A 16,815-nucleotide genomic window follows, 5' to 3' on the forward strand; every position below is an offset into this window, starting at 1 on the left:
GACTCACTCCCCCTCGCCGGCCACGCGTCCCGGCTTCGTGACACTGGGAACTTCCTTTGAACGCAGCCCCCTCTCGTCCTGACAGCAGTCGTGGCGCCCCCAAGTCGCCGCTGCGCGAACACGTGGCGCAGTCCGTGCGCCGGTATCTGCGCGACCTGGACGGCAGCGATGCGGACGACGTGTACGAGATCGTGTTGCGCGAAATGGAAATCCCGTTGTTCGTCGAAGTGCTCAACCATTGCGAAGGCAACCAGAGCCGCGCGGCGGCGATGCTGGGCATCCATCGCGCGACCTTGCGCAAGAAGCTCAAAGAGTATGGGTTGAGCTGAGGTGCGGGATTCGGGATTCGGGATTCGAGATTCGAGATTCGAGATTCGTAAAAGCGTGCCGCCGCGAAGCGTGGCGTGCACGAGGTTGCCGATGCGATGGATGAGTCGATGCGGTTCGACGTTGCGGTGGGCAAGACGCTGTTGATGGCCGATCGGCGGACTATGGATCCAACACTGCGCGCGATGCACGCACCGCGCCGTGCTGATGATCGGGTTTCAGCGCCTGGCTGGCGCCAACGTGCAGCCGCTCACGCCCAGCCGTAGCGGATCAGATGGAAGAACACCGGGGCGGCAAAGCACACCGAGTCCAGGCGATCGAGTACGCCGCCATGGCCTTCGATCATGTGGCCCCAGTCCTTGATGCCGCGATCGCGCTTGATCGCCGACATCACCAGCCCGCCGAAGAAGCCCATCAGATTGGCCACCAGCGCCAGCCCGAATGCATGCCAGGGCGCGAACGGGGTGATCCACCACAACGCCATGCCGAGCAGGCCGGCCGACAGCACGCCGCCGATGAAGCCTTCCACCGTCTTGGACGGCGAGAGCCTGGGCGCGATCAGGTGCCGGCCGGCCAGCTTGCCCCAGACGTACTGCAACACGTCCGAGGACTGCACCACGATCACCAGGAACGCGATCAACAGCAGATTGCGTCCGGCATAACCGGGAATTTCCAGGTTCAACAAGGCCGGCACGTGCGAGATGCAGAACACGCAGATCATCAGGCCCCACTGCACCTTGGCGGTACGCTCCAGATAGCGCGTGGTGTCGCCGCCGATGGTGGCCAGGATCGGCAGCACCAGGAACGCATAAACCGGAATCAGCAGCGTGTACATGCCGTACCAGCCGGTCCACACCAGCCCGTACTGCCACGGCAGCACGATGTAGAACGCCGCCAGCAGCGCGTAGTAATCGCCGCGCCGGGTGGGCGTGAGCGTGATGAACTCGCGCAGCGCAAACAGCGACACCAGCGCGAACAGCACGATCACCCCGGCGCGGCCGAACACGAACGCGATACCCACCACTGCCGCCATCACCCACCAGGCGCGAATGCGTGCGACCAGGTTGTCCAGCACCGCGCTCGGGCGTTCGCGTGCGCGCCAACGCAGCGTTTCGGCAATCAGCGTGGCAACGATCAGCACCAGCGCAATGCCGCTGAACAACCACAGCGTCTGCTGATGCATCGAGGATTGCTGCAGCTGCCCGCTGTACAGATACAGGCTCATGCGCGTGCCTCCAGCTGGTCCGGCGACAACGCCAGCAGCGCCTCACGCGCACGCGCCAGGAACGCGTCCTTGTCTTCGTCGGCATCCAGCCGCAACGGTGCACCGAAGGTGGTGGTGCACAGCAGCGGCAGCGGCAGCCACTTGCCCTTGGGCATCACCCGCTTGAGGTTGTCGATCCACACCGGCACGAACTCCAGTTCCGGGCGCTGCCGCGCCAGGTGATACAGCCCGCTCTTGAACGGCAGCACGCCTTCGTCGGGATTGCGCGTGCCCTCGGGAAACAGGATCAGCGAATCGCCGGCATCCACCGCATCGCACAGACATTCGATCGGGTCGCGGGTCCGCCGCGCCGCATCGCGTTCGATCAGCACGCCATTGAACACCGCATGGATCAGATAACGCCGCAGCGCCGTGCGTTGCCAGTAGTCGGCCGCGGCCACCGGGCGCACCTGGTGTCGCAGGCTGGCCGGCAACGACGACCAGATCAGCACGAAATCGCCGTGGCTGGCGTGGTTGCCGTAATACACGCGGCGCTCGTTGGACGGCGCGCAGCCGCGCCACAACGCACGGGCACCGGTGAGCGTGCGGATGGCGCCACTGCAGGCGCGTGCGATCAAGCGGGCAATCATGTCTGCTCCAAGGTGCGCACGATCGCGCGCAGCCGTAACACCACCGTCAGCACCGCACCGGCGATCAACACCGCCAGCGCGCCGATCAGCAACCAGGCCGCGCTGCGCGGCTGGCCCATCCATTGCAGCGGCACCGCCAGCAGGGCCGCCAGCGACAACCAGTGCATGCGCTGCACGCGGCTCATCGGCCCCTGCCGCGGCTCCGGCGTGCCGCAGGCCAGGCCCAGCATGCGCACATACGCGGTGGCCACGCAGCACAGCGCCGCCGCCCACCCCAGTTGCGCAGCCCACGGCAGGCCCGCCTGCAGCCCATACCCCAGCCCGACGCAGACCAGCACATCGGACAGGCGGTCCGGCGCGTCGTTGTAGACCTCGCCCGCGCGCGAGCGCATGTGCGCCTGACGCGCCAGCACGCCGTCCATGCGGTTGCACCACAGCCGCCCCTGCAGCCCGAGCACGGCCAGCAGCAATGGCATCGCCCCTTCGCGTGCGGGCGCGCTCAGGCCCACGTAGAACATCAGCCCGGCCAGTGCGGCAAACGCGATGCCCACCCACGACACGCCATTGGGCGTGGCCCCGCGCCCGCGCAAGGCGCGCGCCCAGCGCAGCCGTCGTTGTTGCTGTCGTTGCCTGCCCTGCATCAGTCGCCTCCCCCGCCGCAGCCACCACAGCCACCACCACCGTCGCTGCCGCCATCGCCATCACCGCCGCTGTCGCCACCACCTCCACTGCCGCAACTGCTGCCACTGCCACCGCCGTGACCATGCGGCGCACGCATGCTGTGATAGTCCGCCCAGGGCGTGCCGATCAGCACCGCCGTGCCGTACAGCGCCAGTGCGTCGCCAGCATCGCCGCCGGTGCGCGCCGCATCGCGCGGCCGTGCCTGACGCAGCGCCTCCAGGTGCGCGTCGCCGGCCAGGGTGCGCCGCACCGGCACCAACGCAAATCCCAGCACCAGCAGCGTGACCAGTACCATCAGGCAGAGCAGATACCCGACCGGGTGATGGCCCTGCACGCCGATGATCAGCTTGCACAGGCCGAGCAGCCACACCAGCGCCACCGGCACGGTACACGCCAGGCGCAGCCTGTACGATGCCGCCGGGCTCAGCCACAGCCCCTTGTCGATCAGGCGCTGTCGCAGCGGTGCGGCCAGCACGCGCAACTCGCGCAAGGCCAGCACCGGGTCCTCGGTGCCGCGCAGGATCTGCAGCGCCGGTTCCAGCGCAGGCGGCACTGCCACCTGCGGTTGCCAGCGCACCCGTTGCCGGGCCGGTAGCGCTTCATCGCGATCCAGATACACGGCATCGCGCACCAGCAACTCGGTGAACCACAGGTCGGCCACGCGGTCGGCGCCGCCGCTCAGATGGGCCAGCTCGCCGGGCTCCAATGCGGCTGCGGTGCGACCGCGGCGCAGCACCCGCCGCAACCACGCCGCCATCGACCAGGCCAGGCCAATCAGGGTGATGAACACCGGCAGGAAATAGGCGCCGCGCCAGTGCAGCAGCGACACGGCATCGCCATTGGCCGAGCGGCAGACCATTCCCACGATCACCGCGGCGATTGCCCACCCGATCACCGCGCGCGGCGAGCCGCGCCGCGGCCCGGACCGCCGCGGTGCGCCGCGCAAGGCCTGTAACGTGGTTTCGGCGGTGTCATCGTGCGCCGGGGCCGCAGTTGGCTGCTGCAGGCGCGCTGGCGGCCACCATTGCGCCGGCGGCTCGCCGAAGTGCAGGCGATAACGCTCCAGCGTCTGCCGGTATTGCGCCTGGAACTGCGCCTGCTCGCCCGCGCCCCCGCGACCGGGTCGATGATGCAGGGTGGTCTGCAGCACCTGCGGGCAGAACCGCTGCCAGTACTCGCGGGTGTCGGTCAGATGCGTGTGCCAGACCTGATCGACCAGCGGGCTGGGCGTGACATCGTGGGTGTCGGTGCAGGCCAGAAAGCAGAACCGTCGGTACTCGTCCACCAGTTCCTGCGCCTGCGCCACGCTGCAATGCGCCTGCCTGGCCACGCGCCGTATGAAGGCCGGCAGCGCTTCCTCGTCCTCGCCGAAGCGATAACCGTCCAGCCGTTGCCAGAGCGCCAGCTGCGCCGGCGTGGCCTGTAGCGGCTCGCGCTGACCGGGTCCTTGCGCGCTGCTCATCGGAGGATCCTCAAGGCCAAGGCCACCGCGAACAGCAGCAATTGCACCAGCGTGCTTGCCAGCTGCCAGCGCAGCAGGCGGCGCATGCCGTTCCAGCGCGATGCCCAGTTGCGGCCGGATGGCGGTGTGGCCATCAGACCGACGGCGTGCATCGCGGCATCGAGCTGCTGCGCAGCGTCCTGTTCGCTGCCGCCGTGCCCGAGATGCGCGATCGTGCCCTCCAGCAGGTCCGCATCCAGACCCACCCGAAACGCCCAGTAGCGCTGCACCACGCCGGCCATGACACTGAGCGCGTAGCTCAACTGGATCAACGGCGGCGCCTCGGCCACGCCGAGCAGGGCGATCGCCGCAGCCAGCAGCAGCGAAAAGCGATCCAGCGGTGCGCCCTGGCGCAGCACTGCGCGCATGGTGGCCAGCGTCATCAGGGAAGTGTTCATTGCGGTCTCCGTAGGCGCACAGTGTCGTCGCTGTCATGGCCACTGCACGCCGCCATGATGGCTGCACGATGGGCGTGCCCAAGCACGATCGTCGGGCGCACCGCGCGCAGCTGCGCAATGGCCGCATCCACGTCCCGGGCGCGGCCGCTGCGCACCAGCCAGCACGCGACGCTGGCTGCACTGCGCGAATAGCCCAGCGCACAACACACCAGCACCGCCCCCTGGGTGCGTGCGGCCTCGATGGCAGCTGCGGCCGCCGCCAGGCTGGCGGGTGACGGCGCCACCAGATCCAGCATCGGAATCACCTGGTCGTGCCGGCGCGCCGCGTGCAGCGAGAGTTCGGCGCTGAGATCCACCACGACAGCAAACCCGGCGCGCTGTGCGGGCAGCGGAATGCGGCCCAGCCAGACCTCATCGCAGACCGCGCGCGGCAGCGGGTCGCGGCGCGTCCACACCCGCGAGTTGCACCAGGCGGCCAGCAGGTAGGGCGCGAACAACCAGCGCGCGGCCAGGCTCAGCCGCCCGTCGCTGCGTTTCTGGAAGCCGAGCGGGCCAAGCGCTGCATAGTTCAACGCGACCAGGCCCAGCGACAGGCTCAGCCACAGCGCCCACCAGCCCACGCCGCCGACCGCGATCGCCAGCGCCGTGCTGACGAGGGCACCGGCCAGGTACGCCGCAGCCAGCTGCCAACGGCGTGCCTCGCGCGCCAGCCGTGCCTGTGCGAAGGGCGCGGCAATGCGTTCCGGCCACAGCCACACGCACAGCCAGCCGGCCGCCAGCCCGGTGGGGATATCCAGGAAATGATGCTGATACGTGGTCAGCACCGATACCCCGATCAGCGCGAACCATCCATGCAAGAGCCAGCGCCACAGGCCGGAAAGATGCTGCGCATAGCGCACCCACAACACCACCAGCAGCACGATGTGCAGCGATGGCGCCTGGTTGAAGGGTTTGTCGAAGCCCAGCAACACCGCGAACAGCCAACCGAATACGCCGTCGGTGTCCGGCCGCACGAAGCTGTAGCGCAATGGCCACAGCAAGAAGCAGGCAACGCAGACCAGCTGCGCGCTGAGCAGGCGCAGCGCATGCGTATCCAGTTCGCGCCGGGTGCGGCAGACGAAGAACGAGGCGGCGTAGAACAGGTCGATCGACCAATACGGCACGATGGTCCACGGCCAGAACGGCATGCCGTGTTCCCAATCAAATACCACCGAGGGCACGCTGCCCGCGCGCCCGGCCAGGGTATTGGCCAGGCCATAGCTGAGGAAGAACAACGGCCCCAGCAATGCCAGCCACAGCGCGGCACGTGCGGTGGGGCGCGCGCCTGGGGTCATGCGTCGACCCGCTGCGCCAGCGACACGGTGAAGATGCCGAAGGCATCGATGCGCTGCGCCAGCTTGCGAAATCCGGCCGCTTCCACCAGGCCATCCATCTCCTGCTGGCTGCGCCGGCGCATCACCCACGCCACGCCATCGCGGTGGCTGGTGAGCGCACGCGCGATGAATTCCAGCTGCGGGTGCCACGGCTGGCCGGTGTAGAGCAGATAGCCACCCGGCTGCACCGCGGCGGACAGGCCGGCGAGCGAACGCGCCACCTGGTCGTTGTCGGCAAACAGCTCGTACAGGCCCGACACCACCGCCAGGGTCGGCGCCGGCCGCACCGCCGCCAATGCCGCCGGGTCGAAGGCATCGCCCTGTTCGAACCGGGCGATGTCCTGCGCGCCCAGCGTGCGGATCAAGGCACTGCCCTGGGTGACGTTGAGCGGGCTGAAGTCGCGCAGCACGATCGCATCGGCCCGTTGCGCGCCGCTGCCCAGCGCTTCCAGCACGTAGCGGCCATGGCCGGCCGCCACGTCCAGCACGCGCACCGGCTGGCCGGCCTGGCGCAGCCGGCCGGCCGCATCGCGCAGCAACTCGCCCAGGTGCGCGCCACGGATGCGGATACCGCGCCAGCCGATCGCATCGAGATAATTGCGGTCGATCAGCCGACCCAGCGGCCCGCGTCCGCGCGCCTGGTTGCGGTAGATGTAATCCAGCGTGCTGCCGGAGTCGAAACCGGTCTGCAGGCCGAGCGCGATGCCCTCGGACAGCGTTCCGCCCAGGCGCAGCCCGGCGCGTACCACACGCCAGCGCAGATCCTGCAGGCTGTTGCGTTGCGGCGGCCAGGCCAGCCGCTCGGCTTCGTCGAAACTGGGCCCGGCACGATGCGCATCGCGCAGGTCGGCGCGCACTGGCGGCTGTTCGAAGCGTGCCTGCACGAACGCGCGGATCGGCGCGATCGCCAGCGCGCGGTCGCGCTCGCCCAGGGTGTCGTGGAAAAACCCGGGCAACCAATGCCGCTGCTTGATCGGCGAGCGCAGGTTTTCGTAGAAGCGGTCCTGCGGGCCGCGATGCACCACGAAGTCCGCGCCGGAGACCAGCAGCTGGGTGGGCACGGTGATCGCCTGCGCATCGGCCACCACGCGCTCTGCCGCCGCGTACAGGCCCAGCAGCACGCGCACCGAGATCGGGCGGGTGATCAACGGATCGCTGCGGTAGCTTTCCACGCGCTGCGCGTCATGCGTCAACCACTGCGGCTTGACGTAACTGTTGACGAAGAAATTGCCGCGTAGCGCATGCATCAGCTTCAGCCCGGCGCGAGCGAACGGCACGTACAGCTTGACCTTGAACGCCGGCGAGGCCAGCACCAGCGCACGCAGTGGCGGCGCGTAGTCGTGCACCCAGGTGGCCGCGACCACCGCGCCCACACTTTGCGCGATCACCGCGATGTCCTGTACCGCAATGCCATGCGCGCTGCCGAGATGGGCGATGAAACTGTCCAGGTCGCGCACCAGCGCTTCGAAGCCGGGCGCATCGCCGCGCGCGCCCGGCGAGCGGCCATTGCCGCGCGCATCCCAGGCGAAGAACTGCGCATCGGGCAGATCCAGCTCCTCGGCCAGATGCAGCACCCGGCCGGAGTGCTCATGCCCGCGGTGTAGCAGCACCACCGCCTTGGGCGCGGCGCCCGCCGCCGCTGCCGGCCAATGCCGATAAAACAACTGCACACCATCGAAACTGGCGAACTGCCGCTCTACAACCTCACGCATGGGATCATCCTGAAAGAGAACAGTGGTGGTGCAGCGGTCGTGTCGATGACGGCGCGGCCGCAGATTGTGTGGGCAACCGCGGCGCGCTCAGCCGGCCGGCGCCTCTGCCAGTCCGGCACGCACCCGCCGCCACACCGTGGCCATGCAGGCAAGACTCAGCGCGATGGCGATCCAGGTGACGCTGCGCGCGCCCAGCACGCCGCAGGCCAGGCCCAGCCCCACCACGCCGATGACGAAGGCTCGGTCGCTCTTGCCCATCGGCCCGTCGTAGCGGCGGCTGGCACCGACCATCAGGCCGAGCACGCCGGCGTATTCGGTCAGCGCCGCCAGCAGCGCAAACAACCATAGCCAGTGCGCGCCCACGCCTGGCACGCCGAGCAGGCTCAAGTACAGCGCTGCATCGGCCACCACGTCGCACACTTCGTTGAGGTAGGCGCCCAGCCGCGATTGCTGGCCGAATTCGCGCGCCAGCATGCCGTCGATGGCGTTGAGGCCCATGCGCAGCAGCATCCACGCCGGCAGCAGCAGATACAGCCAGGGCCAGCCGGCGCCGGCGCGATAGACCACCGCGGCCACCAGCAGCGACACCGCCGCCGCCGTGAGCGTCACCTGGTTGGCGGTGATGCCGCCGCGGTAGAGCGCGCCCACCATGGGCCGCAGCAGCGCCTGGAAGCGTCCCTTCAATGCATAGATCGAGGCCATACGGGGTGGTGAGTCCATTCGAGCGCTGGCGCAGCCTACAATATCGGCTGTTCCGCTTCGACATCCCCCACCGATGGCCACTGATTTGCTGCCCGTGCGCCGGGCCCTGCTCTCCGTTTCCGACAAGACCGGCCTGATCGACCTGGCCCGCGCGCTGGCAGCGCGCAAGGTCGAGCTGCTGTCCACCGGCGGCACCGCCAAGGCGATCCGCGAGGCCGGCCTGCCGGTCACCGATGTGGCCGAGCTCACCGGCTTCCCGGAAATGATGGACGGCCGGGTCAAGACCCTGCATCCGCTGGTGCACGGCGGCCTGCTGGGGCGTGCCGGCGTCGATGAGGCGGTGATGGCCGAACACGGCATCGTGCCGATCGACCTTCTGGTGCTGAACCTCTACCCGTTCGAGTCGGTCACCGTGAAGGCCGATTGCACCCTGGCCGAGGCCGTGGAGAACATCGACATCGGCGGCCCGGCGATGCTGCGCAGCGCGGCCAAGAACTTCGCGCGCGTGGCCGTGGCCACCGATCCGGCGCAATACGCCGACCTGCTGGCCGAGCTGGAGGCCAACGATGGCCAGCTGTCGGCCGCCAAGCGCTTTGCGCTGTCGGTGGCCGCGTTCAACCGCGTGGCGCAGTACGACGCGGCGATCAGCAACTACCTGTCGGCCGTGGCCGACAGCGCCGAAGCGGTACCCACGCGCAGCCCGTTCCCGGCACAGATCAATTCCAACTTCGTCAAGGTCATGGACCTGCGCTACGGCGAAAACCCGCACCAGGCTGGCGCGTTCTACCGCGACCTGTATCCGGTGCCGGGCACGCTGGCCACCTTCCAGCAGTTGCAGGGCAAGGAACTGAGCTACAACAACCTGGCCGATGCCGATGCGGCGTGGGAATGCGTGCGTCAGTTCGACGCGCCGGCCTGCGTGATCGTCAAGCACGCCAACCCCTGCGGCGTGGCGGTGGGCGCGGGCTGCGGCGATGCCTACGAGCTGGCCTATGCCACCGATCCCACCAGCGCCTTCGGCGGCATCCTGGCCTTCAACAAGACGCTGGATGCAGCCACGGCCAAGGCCATTCTCGATCGCCAGTTCGTCGAAGTGCTGATCGCGCCCGACTACGAGGCCGGCGCGCTCGACTACGCCAGCAAGAAGGCCAACGTGCGCGTGCTCAAGATTCCGCACGGTAATGGCCTCAACAACTACGACACCAAGCGCATCGGCTCGGGCCTGCTGATGCAGTCGGCCGACAACCGCGGCATGTCGCTGGGCGAGTTGAGCGTGGTCACCCAGCGCGCGCCCAGCGAGGCGGAACTGGGCGACCTGCTGTTCGCCTGGCGCGTGGCCAAGTACGTCAAATCCAACGCGATCGTGTATGCCAAGGACAGCCGCACCATTGGCGTGGGCGCCGGGCAGATGAGCCGCGTGGTCAGCGCCAAGATCGCCGCGCTCAAGGCCGAAGAGGCCAAGCTCACCGTTGCCGGCTCGGTGATGGCCTCGGATGCGTTCTTCCCGTTCCGCGACGGCATCGATGCCGCAGCGGCAGCCGGCATCAAGGCGGTGATCCAGCCGGGCGGCTCGATGCGCGATGGCGAAGTGATCGCCGCCGCCGACGAACACGGCATCGCGATGGTGTTCACCGGCGTACGCCATTTCAGGCACTGACGAACCGGGATTGGGGATTCGGGAGTGGGGAGTGGTGGCACCGTCCCTTGCTCGCTCCGATCCGTGATCCCGCTTTGACCAATCCCTAATCCCGACTCCCAAATCCCCGCACTCACATGAAAATTCTCGTCATCGGCTCCGGCGGCCGCGAACACGCCCTGGCCTGGAAGATCGCGCAATCCGCGCGCGTGAGCGAGGTGCTGGTGGCACCCGGTAATGCCGGCACCGCCAGCGAGGCCAAGTGCCGCAACGTGGCGATCAAGGTCGATGATCTGGATGGGCTGCTGGCGCTGGCGCAGCGCGAGGCCGTGGCGCTCACCGTGGTCGGGCCGGAAGTGCCGCTGGTGCTGGGCGTGGTCGACCGCTTCCACGCCGCCGGCCTGCGCATCTTCGGGCCCACCGCCAAGGCCGCGCAGCTGGAAGGCAGCAAGGCCTTCGCCAAGGACTTCCTCGCCCGCCACGGCATTCCCACCGCCTACTACGCGGTGCATACCGACGTAGACGCGGCACTGGCCTACGTGCGCGACAAGGGCGCGCCGATCGTGGTCAAGGCCGATGGCCTGGCGGCCGGCAAGGGCGTGATCGTGGCGATGACCCTGGCCGAGGCCGAAGACGCGGTGCGCGACATGCTCTCGGGCAATGCCTTCGGCGATGCCGGCGCGCGCGTGGTGATCGAGGAATTCCTCGATGGCGAAGAAGCCAGCTTCATTTCCATGGTCGATGGCAAACACGCCCTGCCGATGGCCACCAGCCAGGACCACAAGCGCGTCGGCGATGGCGACACCGGCCCCAACACCGGCGGCATGGGTGCCTACTCACCGGCGCCGGTGGTCACGCCGCAGGTGCATGCACGGGTGATGCGCGAGGTGGTCGAGCCCACCGTGCACGGCATGATCGCCGACGGCGTGCCGTTCACCGGGTTTCTGTATGCCGGGTTGATGATCGATGCGCACGGCGCACCCAAGGTGATCGAATTCAACGTGCGCTTCGGCGATCCGGAAACCCAGCCGGTGATGCTGCGCCTGCAGTCGGACCTGGTGGACCTGGTCGAAGCGGCCATCGACGGCACGCTCGACCGCGCGCAGGCGCAGTGGGACCCGCGCCCGTCGCTGGGCGTGGTGATCGCGGCGAAACCGTATCCGGAAGCACCGGTCACCGGCGAGGTCATCCATGGCCTGGATGCGGTGCCCGCCAGCGCCAAGGTCTTCCACGCCGGCACCGCGCTCGATGCCGACGGCCAGGTGCTCAGCGCCGGGGGCCGCGTGCTGTGCGTGGCCGCGCTCGGCGACAGCGTGCAGGACGCGCAGCGTGCCGCCTATGCCGGCCTGCAACCGATCCATTGGCCCAACGCCTTTCATCGCAGCGACATCGGCTGGCGTGCGATCGCGCGCGAACGGCAGGCGCAGGGCTAAGGCCGCGTCCTTCCCCCGCTTAAGCCGCGGGCTTCCCCCACTGGCGGGGGAAGGTGCCCGAAGGGCGGATGGGGGCAAGCACGGACATCCGCGGGTTGTCGGCCGAACAGAGCAACGGCTCGCTGGCGGTGTCCGAGAAGGCGGTATTCAAGCTCGCAACCACAGGTTGCCAGGTCGCCAAGCGCGATGGGCGGCCGTGCAGCGGGGCTGCGGCGCAATTGCGCACGCCGCTCCAGTCCGCACCCATGCCGGCTACTGACAAAGGACTAGGGAGTGTCATCAATTGAGCAAGATGACGGAGGCGATCCAGTAGATCGCTCCAAGGAAGTTGCAGGCGGTCTTGTCGTAGCGAGTCGCAATGGCGCGGTACTGCTTGAGTTTGGCAAAGAAGTTCTCAATCAGATGTCGATCCTTGTACAGCACCCGGTCGTAGTCGCGCTGCACCTTACGGGTCGGATGGGAGGGGATGACGATCTGCGTCCCCCGCCGCTGCATCGGTTCGATGACCCGTGCACTGGCATCGTAGGCTCGATCAGCGAGCAAGGCTCCCACCGACACGTGCGGCAACAAGACATCTGCACCTTCCAGATCCGACGCCTGGCCTGCGCTCAGATGAAACGCCACTGGATTGCCCAGCGCATCGACCACTGCGTGGATTTTGCTGCTCAGTCCTCCGCGACTACGTCCGACGGCTTGTGGCTCCCCCCTTTTGCCCCGGCGCTGTGCTGATGCGCCCGGACGATGGTGCTGTCGATCATTGCGTATTCGTTGTCGGCGTCTTCGGACAGCGCCTGGAACACCCGTTGCCAGACGCCGGCCCGACTCCAGCGGCTATGTCGCAGGTGGATCACGCGGAAATCACCGAAGCGCTCGGGCAGATCCCGCCAAGGGATGCCGGCTCGGTAGCGGTACAGCACCGCTTCGACAAAGAGCCGGTTGTCTTTGGCGGTGACACCGACGTATCCGACTCGGCCAGGAAGCAGATCGCGGATGCGATCCCATTGATCGTCTCGCAGAGCGTAGCGACGTGCCATTGCAGGAGAGGGCGAAAAAGGACAGCAAGCATCGCCTATTCGATCAATTGATGACACCCCCTAGCCCCTGTCCACACCGGCGGCGCGTGCCTGCGGCAATAATGCCGGTCACGCCTGCCCTTGCCGAGACCGTGGCCGCCACGTCCTTCGAAACCCGCCTCAGCCGCCTGTGGGCCCACGAAAAGGCCAGCTACGGCCTGCGTGTGTTCATCGCACTGGCGGTGGCGCTGGGCGTGTGCTGGTACCGGCAGGAACTGACCGCGGTGCCGGCGCTGTTCCTGGGCATCATCGCCAGCGCCATCGCCGAGACCGACGACAACTGGCTGGGCCGCACGAAATCGGTGCTGCTGTCGTTGCTGTGTTTTGCCGCGGCCGCAGCGGCGGTGACGCTGCTGTTCCCCTACCCGCTGCCGTTCGTGATCGGCATGGCGCTGGCCACGTTCTCGCTCACGTTGCTGGGCGCGCTGGGCGAGCGCTATGCCTCGATCGCGCAGGCCACGGTGGCCTTGTCGATCTACGCCATGATCGGTATGGATCAACATGGCAGCCACGATCCGCGCATCGCCTGGCAGGGCGCGGCGTTGCTGATGATCGGCGCCGGCTGGTACGGCGTGCTGTCGATCCTGTGGACCATCCTGTTCGCCAACCGCCCGGTGCGCGAGCGATTGTCGCGGCTGTTCTTCGAGCTGGGCCTGTATCTGCGGCGCAAGGCCGATCTGTTCGAACCGGTGCGGCAAAGCGACCTGCATGCGCGCCGGCTGGCGCTGGCCGAGCAGAACGCCCGCGTGGTGGCCGCGCTCAACGCTGCCAAGACCGCCATCATCAGCCGCTTCGGCCGTTCGGGCCGGCCGGGCGTGCAGTCGGGCCTGTATTTCCGGCTGTATTACATGGCGCAGGAATTCCACGAGCGCGCCAGTTCCTCGCATTACCCTTACGAAGCGCTGACCGAGGCGTTCTTCCATAGCGATGTGCTGTACCGCTGCCAGCGTCTGCTCGCACTGCAGGGCAAGGCCTGCGCGGCACTGGGCGAAGCGATCCGCCTGCGCCAGCCATTTGACTACGGCGACAACAGCCGCCTGGCCACCGAAGACCTGCGCCAGTCGCTGGATTACCTGCACGCGCGCGCCGATCCGGCGCTGGCGCGCCTGCTGGGCGCACTGGAGCTGCTGGTGACCAACCTGCAGACCATCGAACGGCGCCTGTCCGAAGCGGCGCAATCCGATTCCACCAGCGACAACCTCGATACCCGCCTGCGCGATTCCTCGCCGCACACCCTGCGTGAAATGGCCGCGCGCCTGGGCCAGCAACTCACCCCCGGCTCGGTGCTGTTCCGGCACGGGCTGCGCATGGCCATCGCATTGGTGGTGGGCTATGCGGTGATGCAGTCCATCCATGCCGACAACGGTTACTGGATCCTGCTCACCACCGCGTTCGTCTGTCGCCCCAACTACGGCGCCACCCGCCTGCGGCTGGTGCAGCGCATTGCCGGCACCCTGATCGGCCTGGTCGCCACCTGGGCGCTGATGCAGTTGTTCCCCGGCACGCAAGTGCAGCTGCTGCTCGCATTGGTGGCCACCCTGGTGTTCTTCATCGCGCGCACCGACCGCTACATGCTGGCCACCGCCGGCATCACGGTGATGGCGTTGTTCTGCTTCAACCTGCTCGGCAATGGCTTCGTGCTGATCTGGCCGCGCCTGATCGACACCGTGATCGGCTGCGCCATCGCTGCGGCGGCGTCGTTCCTGATCCTGCCCGACTGGCAGGGCCGCCGGCTCAACCAGGTGATGGCCACGGTGCTGGCCAGCTGCGCGCGTTACCTGGGCCAGGTGCTGGAGCAATACGCCAGCGGCATGCGCGACGACCTGCCCTACCGCATCGCGCGCCGCGACATGCACAACGCCGATGCCGCGCTCTCGGTCGCCCTGTCCAACATGCTGCGCGAGCCGGGCCGCTACCGGCGCAACCTGGAGGCGGGGTTCCGCTTCCTGGCGCTGTCCAATACCTTGCTCGGCTATCTCTCCGCGCTCGGCGCGCACCGCGCCGCGCTGGAGGGCGAACACGATGCCAGCATCGCCCGGGCCGGCGAGTATCTGCAGCGCACGCTGGGCGCGCTCGCCACTGCATTGGGCCAGCGCCAACCGCTGCCGCTGCACGACGAACGCGAAGAACTGGCCATGGCCGAAGCACTCGAACAGCACGCCGTGCAGCTGCCGCCCAAGCAGCGCCTGGTGCGCGACCAACTGGCGCTGACCCTGCGCCTGCTGCCCACACTGCGCGCTGCAGCGCTGGCGGTCACCGAGGCACCGGCCGACAACGCCGCCGCCAAGGAACTGCAGCGCGCATGACCCGCGCTCCGGGTGGCAGCATGCCGAACCGGCGCTACCAGGCCGGCTTGCATCACGGCCTTGGCACGTCAGCACCTGTCTGAAGATTGCTGGCGCTGCGTGCGCACGCTGCCTGGTCCGTTGCGTTGTCGGCACCCGATGCAGGCGTGGCTGCATCGAATGGCTTGCGCCGCGAACGACCGCGCAAGCCGGTCATCCTGTGCCGACGCCACCACCTGTCCGCGCCCCGGCCGGCACACCGCGGCGCTGCTCACTTCCAGGTGCCCCGCGGCACGCTGAGCGCCACCCATCCCAACGCCGCCAGCGCCAGCAGCGCGCCACCGACCACGACGCCCGGCCAGCCGGCCTGCGCGTAGGCCGCCGTGCCCAGCGTCGAGCCCACCGCGCCACCGATGAAGTAGCAGGTGATGTAGGCCGAGGTGATGCGGTTACGCGCCTGCGGATTGCGTTGATAGATCACGCTCTGGTTGGCGATGTGCACGCCCTGCACCGCGATATCCAGCAGCAGCACGCCAACGATCAGCATCGCCATCGATTGCGGCGCGAACGCCAGCAGCCCCCACGACAGCAGCAGCATCCCCAGCCCGCCCCAGCTGACGCGGTCGCCATGGCCATGGTCGGACCAGTGGCCGGAGCGGTTGGCGGCCAGCGCACCGGCCGCACCGATCAGGCCGAACATTCCGATCACCACCGTGCCATAGCCATACGCCGGCCCGGACAGCAGGAACGCCAGCGTGGTCCAGAACATGCTGAAGCCTGCAAAGATCAGCCCACCCAGCACCGCGCGCGAACGCAGCACCGCGTCGTCACGCAGCAGCGTCAGCACCGAGCCCACCAGATGCGGATAGGACAGCTGCGCATTGCCCGGATGCCGCGGCAGCCCACGCCACAGCAATCCCGCGGTCACCAGCAGCAACCCGCACGCGATCCAGTACACGGTCTGCCAGCCGCCCACGCCGGCCAGCAGGCCGGCCGCGGTCCGCGCCAGCAGGATGCCCAGCAGCAAGCCGCTCATCACCGTGCCGATCACCCGCCCGCGCTCCTGCGGTGCAGCCAGGGTGGCGGCAAACGGCACCAGGATCTGCGCCGCCACCGAGCTGGCGCCGGTCACGATCGTGCCAACCAGCAACATCGCGAAACTGTGCGAACCGGCGCTCACCAGCAGGCCCAGCGCGCTGAGCACGAACAACCCCACGATCAGCCCGCGCCGCTCCAGCCGGTCGCCCAGCGGCACCAGCAACAGCAAACCGGCCGCATACGCCAGCTGCGCGGCGGTCACCACCGCGCCGGCGCTACGGACCTGGATCGCGAACGCCTGCGCCAGGGTGTCCAGCAGCGGCTGCGCGTAGTAATTGCTGGCCACCGCCAGCCCGGTGGCGGCGGCCATCAGCAACACCAGGCGGCGCGGCAGCGGTGGATGGACGGTGGAGTCGACGGTCATGACGAAGGCCTGGGCAAGCAATGGGCGCAATGTGGGCAGCGCACCGACATCGTTCCAATGTAGTGTCTTCCCTGTGTCCATCGCGTTTCGAGATTGCGTGCTGACGACTCTGCGCCCACTGGAAGTTGCCGTGGCCCTGGCCGAGGAAGGCGGCTGCACCGCCACCGCGCGCCGCGGCACTACCATGCAATCGGCACTCAGCCACCGGGTGGCCACGATCGGGCAGGCGCTGGGCGCGCGGCTGTTCGAGCGCGGCCCGCGCCGGGTCCGCGGCAGCAGTCTCCACGGCCTCGGCCCGGACATCCCGGCGAGCGCATCGCCCATCCACCAGCACACCGTCCAAGCCTGCTAGGCTGCGCGCGTTCGCAAAGGAAACTG

General features: G+C 68.4%; 15 protein-coding genes. 5 read left to right on the top strand and 10 right to left on the bottom strand.

Annotated features, from left to right (window positions below):
- Positions 1-56 precede the first annotated feature (56 nt).
- On the top strand, positions 57-329 hold the full coding sequence (fis, locus tag ACCQ05_RS18955) for a DNA-binding transcriptional regulator Fis (protein ID WP_104541639.1): 273 nt from the start codon (positions 57-59) through the stop codon (positions 327-329).
- 248 nt (positions 330-577) lie between these two features.
- On the opposite strand, the gene ACCQ05_RS18960 is transcribed toward fis, so the two are convergent.
- From ACCQ05_RS18960 to ACCQ05_RS18995, 8 genes are all read right to left on the bottom strand, one after another.
- A complete protein-coding gene (locus ACCQ05_RS18960) occupies positions 578-1,552 on the bottom strand; it encodes a phosphatidate cytidylyltransferase (RefSeq protein ID WP_372392097.1) in 975 nt (324 codons plus the stop codon).
- Complete coding sequence (locus ACCQ05_RS18965; protein WP_372392098.1) at positions 1,549-2,181, bottom strand: lysophospholipid acyltransferase family protein; 633 nt, start codon at positions 2,179-2,181, stop codon at positions 1,549-1,551. The genes ACCQ05_RS18960 and ACCQ05_RS18965 overlap by 4 nt, the downstream gene beginning before the upstream one ends.
- On the bottom strand, positions 2,178-2,822 hold the full coding sequence (locus ACCQ05_RS18970) for a CDP-alcohol phosphatidyltransferase family protein (protein WP_372392099.1): 645 nt from the start codon (positions 2,820-2,822) through the stop codon (positions 2,178-2,180). The genes ACCQ05_RS18965 and ACCQ05_RS18970 overlap by 4 nt, the downstream gene beginning before the upstream one ends.
- Positions 2,822-4,324, bottom strand: a complete 1,503-nt coding sequence (locus ACCQ05_RS18975) for a TIGR04222 domain-containing membrane protein (protein ID WP_372392100.1) — start codon at positions 4,322-4,324, stop codon at positions 2,822-2,824. The genes ACCQ05_RS18970 and ACCQ05_RS18975 overlap by 1 nt, the downstream gene beginning before the upstream one ends.
- On the bottom strand, positions 4,321-4,761 hold the full coding sequence (locus tag ACCQ05_RS18980) for a hypothetical protein (RefSeq protein WP_372392101.1): 441 nt from the start codon (positions 4,759-4,761) through the stop codon (positions 4,321-4,323). Before ACCQ05_RS18980 ends, ACCQ05_RS18975 begins: the two co-directional genes overlap by 4 nt.
- Positions 4,758-6,095: a phosphatase PAP2/dual specificity phosphatase family protein gene (locus ACCQ05_RS18985; RefSeq protein ID WP_372392102.1), complete on the bottom strand. Its 1,338-nt coding sequence runs from the start codon at positions 6,093-6,095 to the stop codon at positions 4,758-4,760. The genes ACCQ05_RS18980 and ACCQ05_RS18985 overlap by 4 nt, the downstream gene beginning before the upstream one ends.
- The gene (locus ACCQ05_RS18990) at positions 6,092-7,846 is read right to left on the bottom strand and encodes a bifunctional alpha/beta hydrolase/class I SAM-dependent methyltransferase (RefSeq protein WP_372392103.1); all 1,755 of its coding nucleotides are present in this window, start codon (positions 7,844-7,846) and stop codon (positions 6,092-6,094) included. Before ACCQ05_RS18990 ends, ACCQ05_RS18985 begins: the two co-directional genes overlap by 4 nt.
- Positions 7,847-7,933: 87 nt before the next feature.
- A complete protein-coding gene (locus ACCQ05_RS18995; protein WP_104541653.1) occupies positions 7,934-8,548 on the bottom strand; it encodes a CDP-alcohol phosphatidyltransferase family protein in 615 nt (204 codons plus the stop codon).
- A gap of 73 nt (positions 8,549-8,621) precedes the next feature.
- Here ACCQ05_RS18995 and purH point away from each other — a divergent pair, with 73 nt between their 5' ends.
- Positions 8,622-10,205 (top strand): bifunctional phosphoribosylaminoimidazolecarboxamide formyltransferase/IMP cyclohydrolase, encoded by a 1,584-nt coding sequence (gene purH / locus ACCQ05_RS19000; RefSeq protein ID WP_372392104.1) that lies wholly within the window; start codon positions 8,622-8,624, stop codon positions 10,203-10,205.
- A 116-nt stretch (positions 10,206-10,321) separates the two neighbouring features.
- A complete protein-coding gene (purD, locus tag ACCQ05_RS19005; RefSeq protein WP_372392105.1) occupies positions 10,322-11,617 on the top strand; it encodes a phosphoribosylamine--glycine ligase in 1,296 nt (431 codons plus the stop codon).
- A gap of 279 nt (positions 11,618-11,896) precedes the next feature.
- On the opposite strand, the gene ACCQ05_RS19010 is transcribed toward purD, so the two are convergent.
- A protein-coding gene (locus tag ACCQ05_RS19010; protein WP_372391008.1) for an IS5 family transposase occupies positions 11,897-12,651 on the bottom strand; the annotation gives its coding sequence in 2 pieces (ribosomal slippage) (positions 11,897-12,324 and positions 12,324-12,651; 756 coding nt in all).
- A 131-nt stretch (positions 12,652-12,782) separates the two neighbouring features.
- Between ACCQ05_RS19010 and yccS the strand changes: the two genes are divergently transcribed.
- Entirely contained in the window at positions 12,783-14,996 is a 2,214-nt protein-coding gene (gene yccS, locus ACCQ05_RS19015) for a YccS family putative transporter (protein ID WP_372394185.1), read from the top strand.
- 250 nt (positions 14,997-15,246) lie between these two features.
- Here the strand turns inward: yccS and ACCQ05_RS19020 are convergent, their stop codons facing one another.
- On the bottom strand, positions 15,247-16,437 hold the full coding sequence (locus ACCQ05_RS19020) for an MFS transporter (protein ID WP_372392107.1): 1,191 nt from the start codon (positions 16,435-16,437) through the stop codon (positions 15,247-15,249).
- Here ACCQ05_RS19020 and ACCQ05_RS19025 point away from each other — a divergent pair.
- Positions 16,436-16,789: a helix-turn-helix domain-containing protein gene (locus ACCQ05_RS19025; RefSeq protein WP_372392108.1), complete on the top strand. Its 354-nt coding sequence runs from the start codon at positions 16,436-16,438 to the stop codon at positions 16,787-16,789. The two genes, ACCQ05_RS19020 and ACCQ05_RS19025, sit on opposite strands and share 2 nt — an antisense overlap.
- The last annotated feature ends 26 nt before the right edge of the window (positions 16,790-16,815 follow it).

This window comes from Xanthomonas sp. NCPPB 3582 (genome assembly GCF_041475735.2).
In the GTDB taxonomy this organism is placed as follows: domain Bacteria; phylum Pseudomonadota; class Gammaproteobacteria; order Xanthomonadales; family Xanthomonadaceae; genus Xanthomonas; species Xanthomonas codiaei.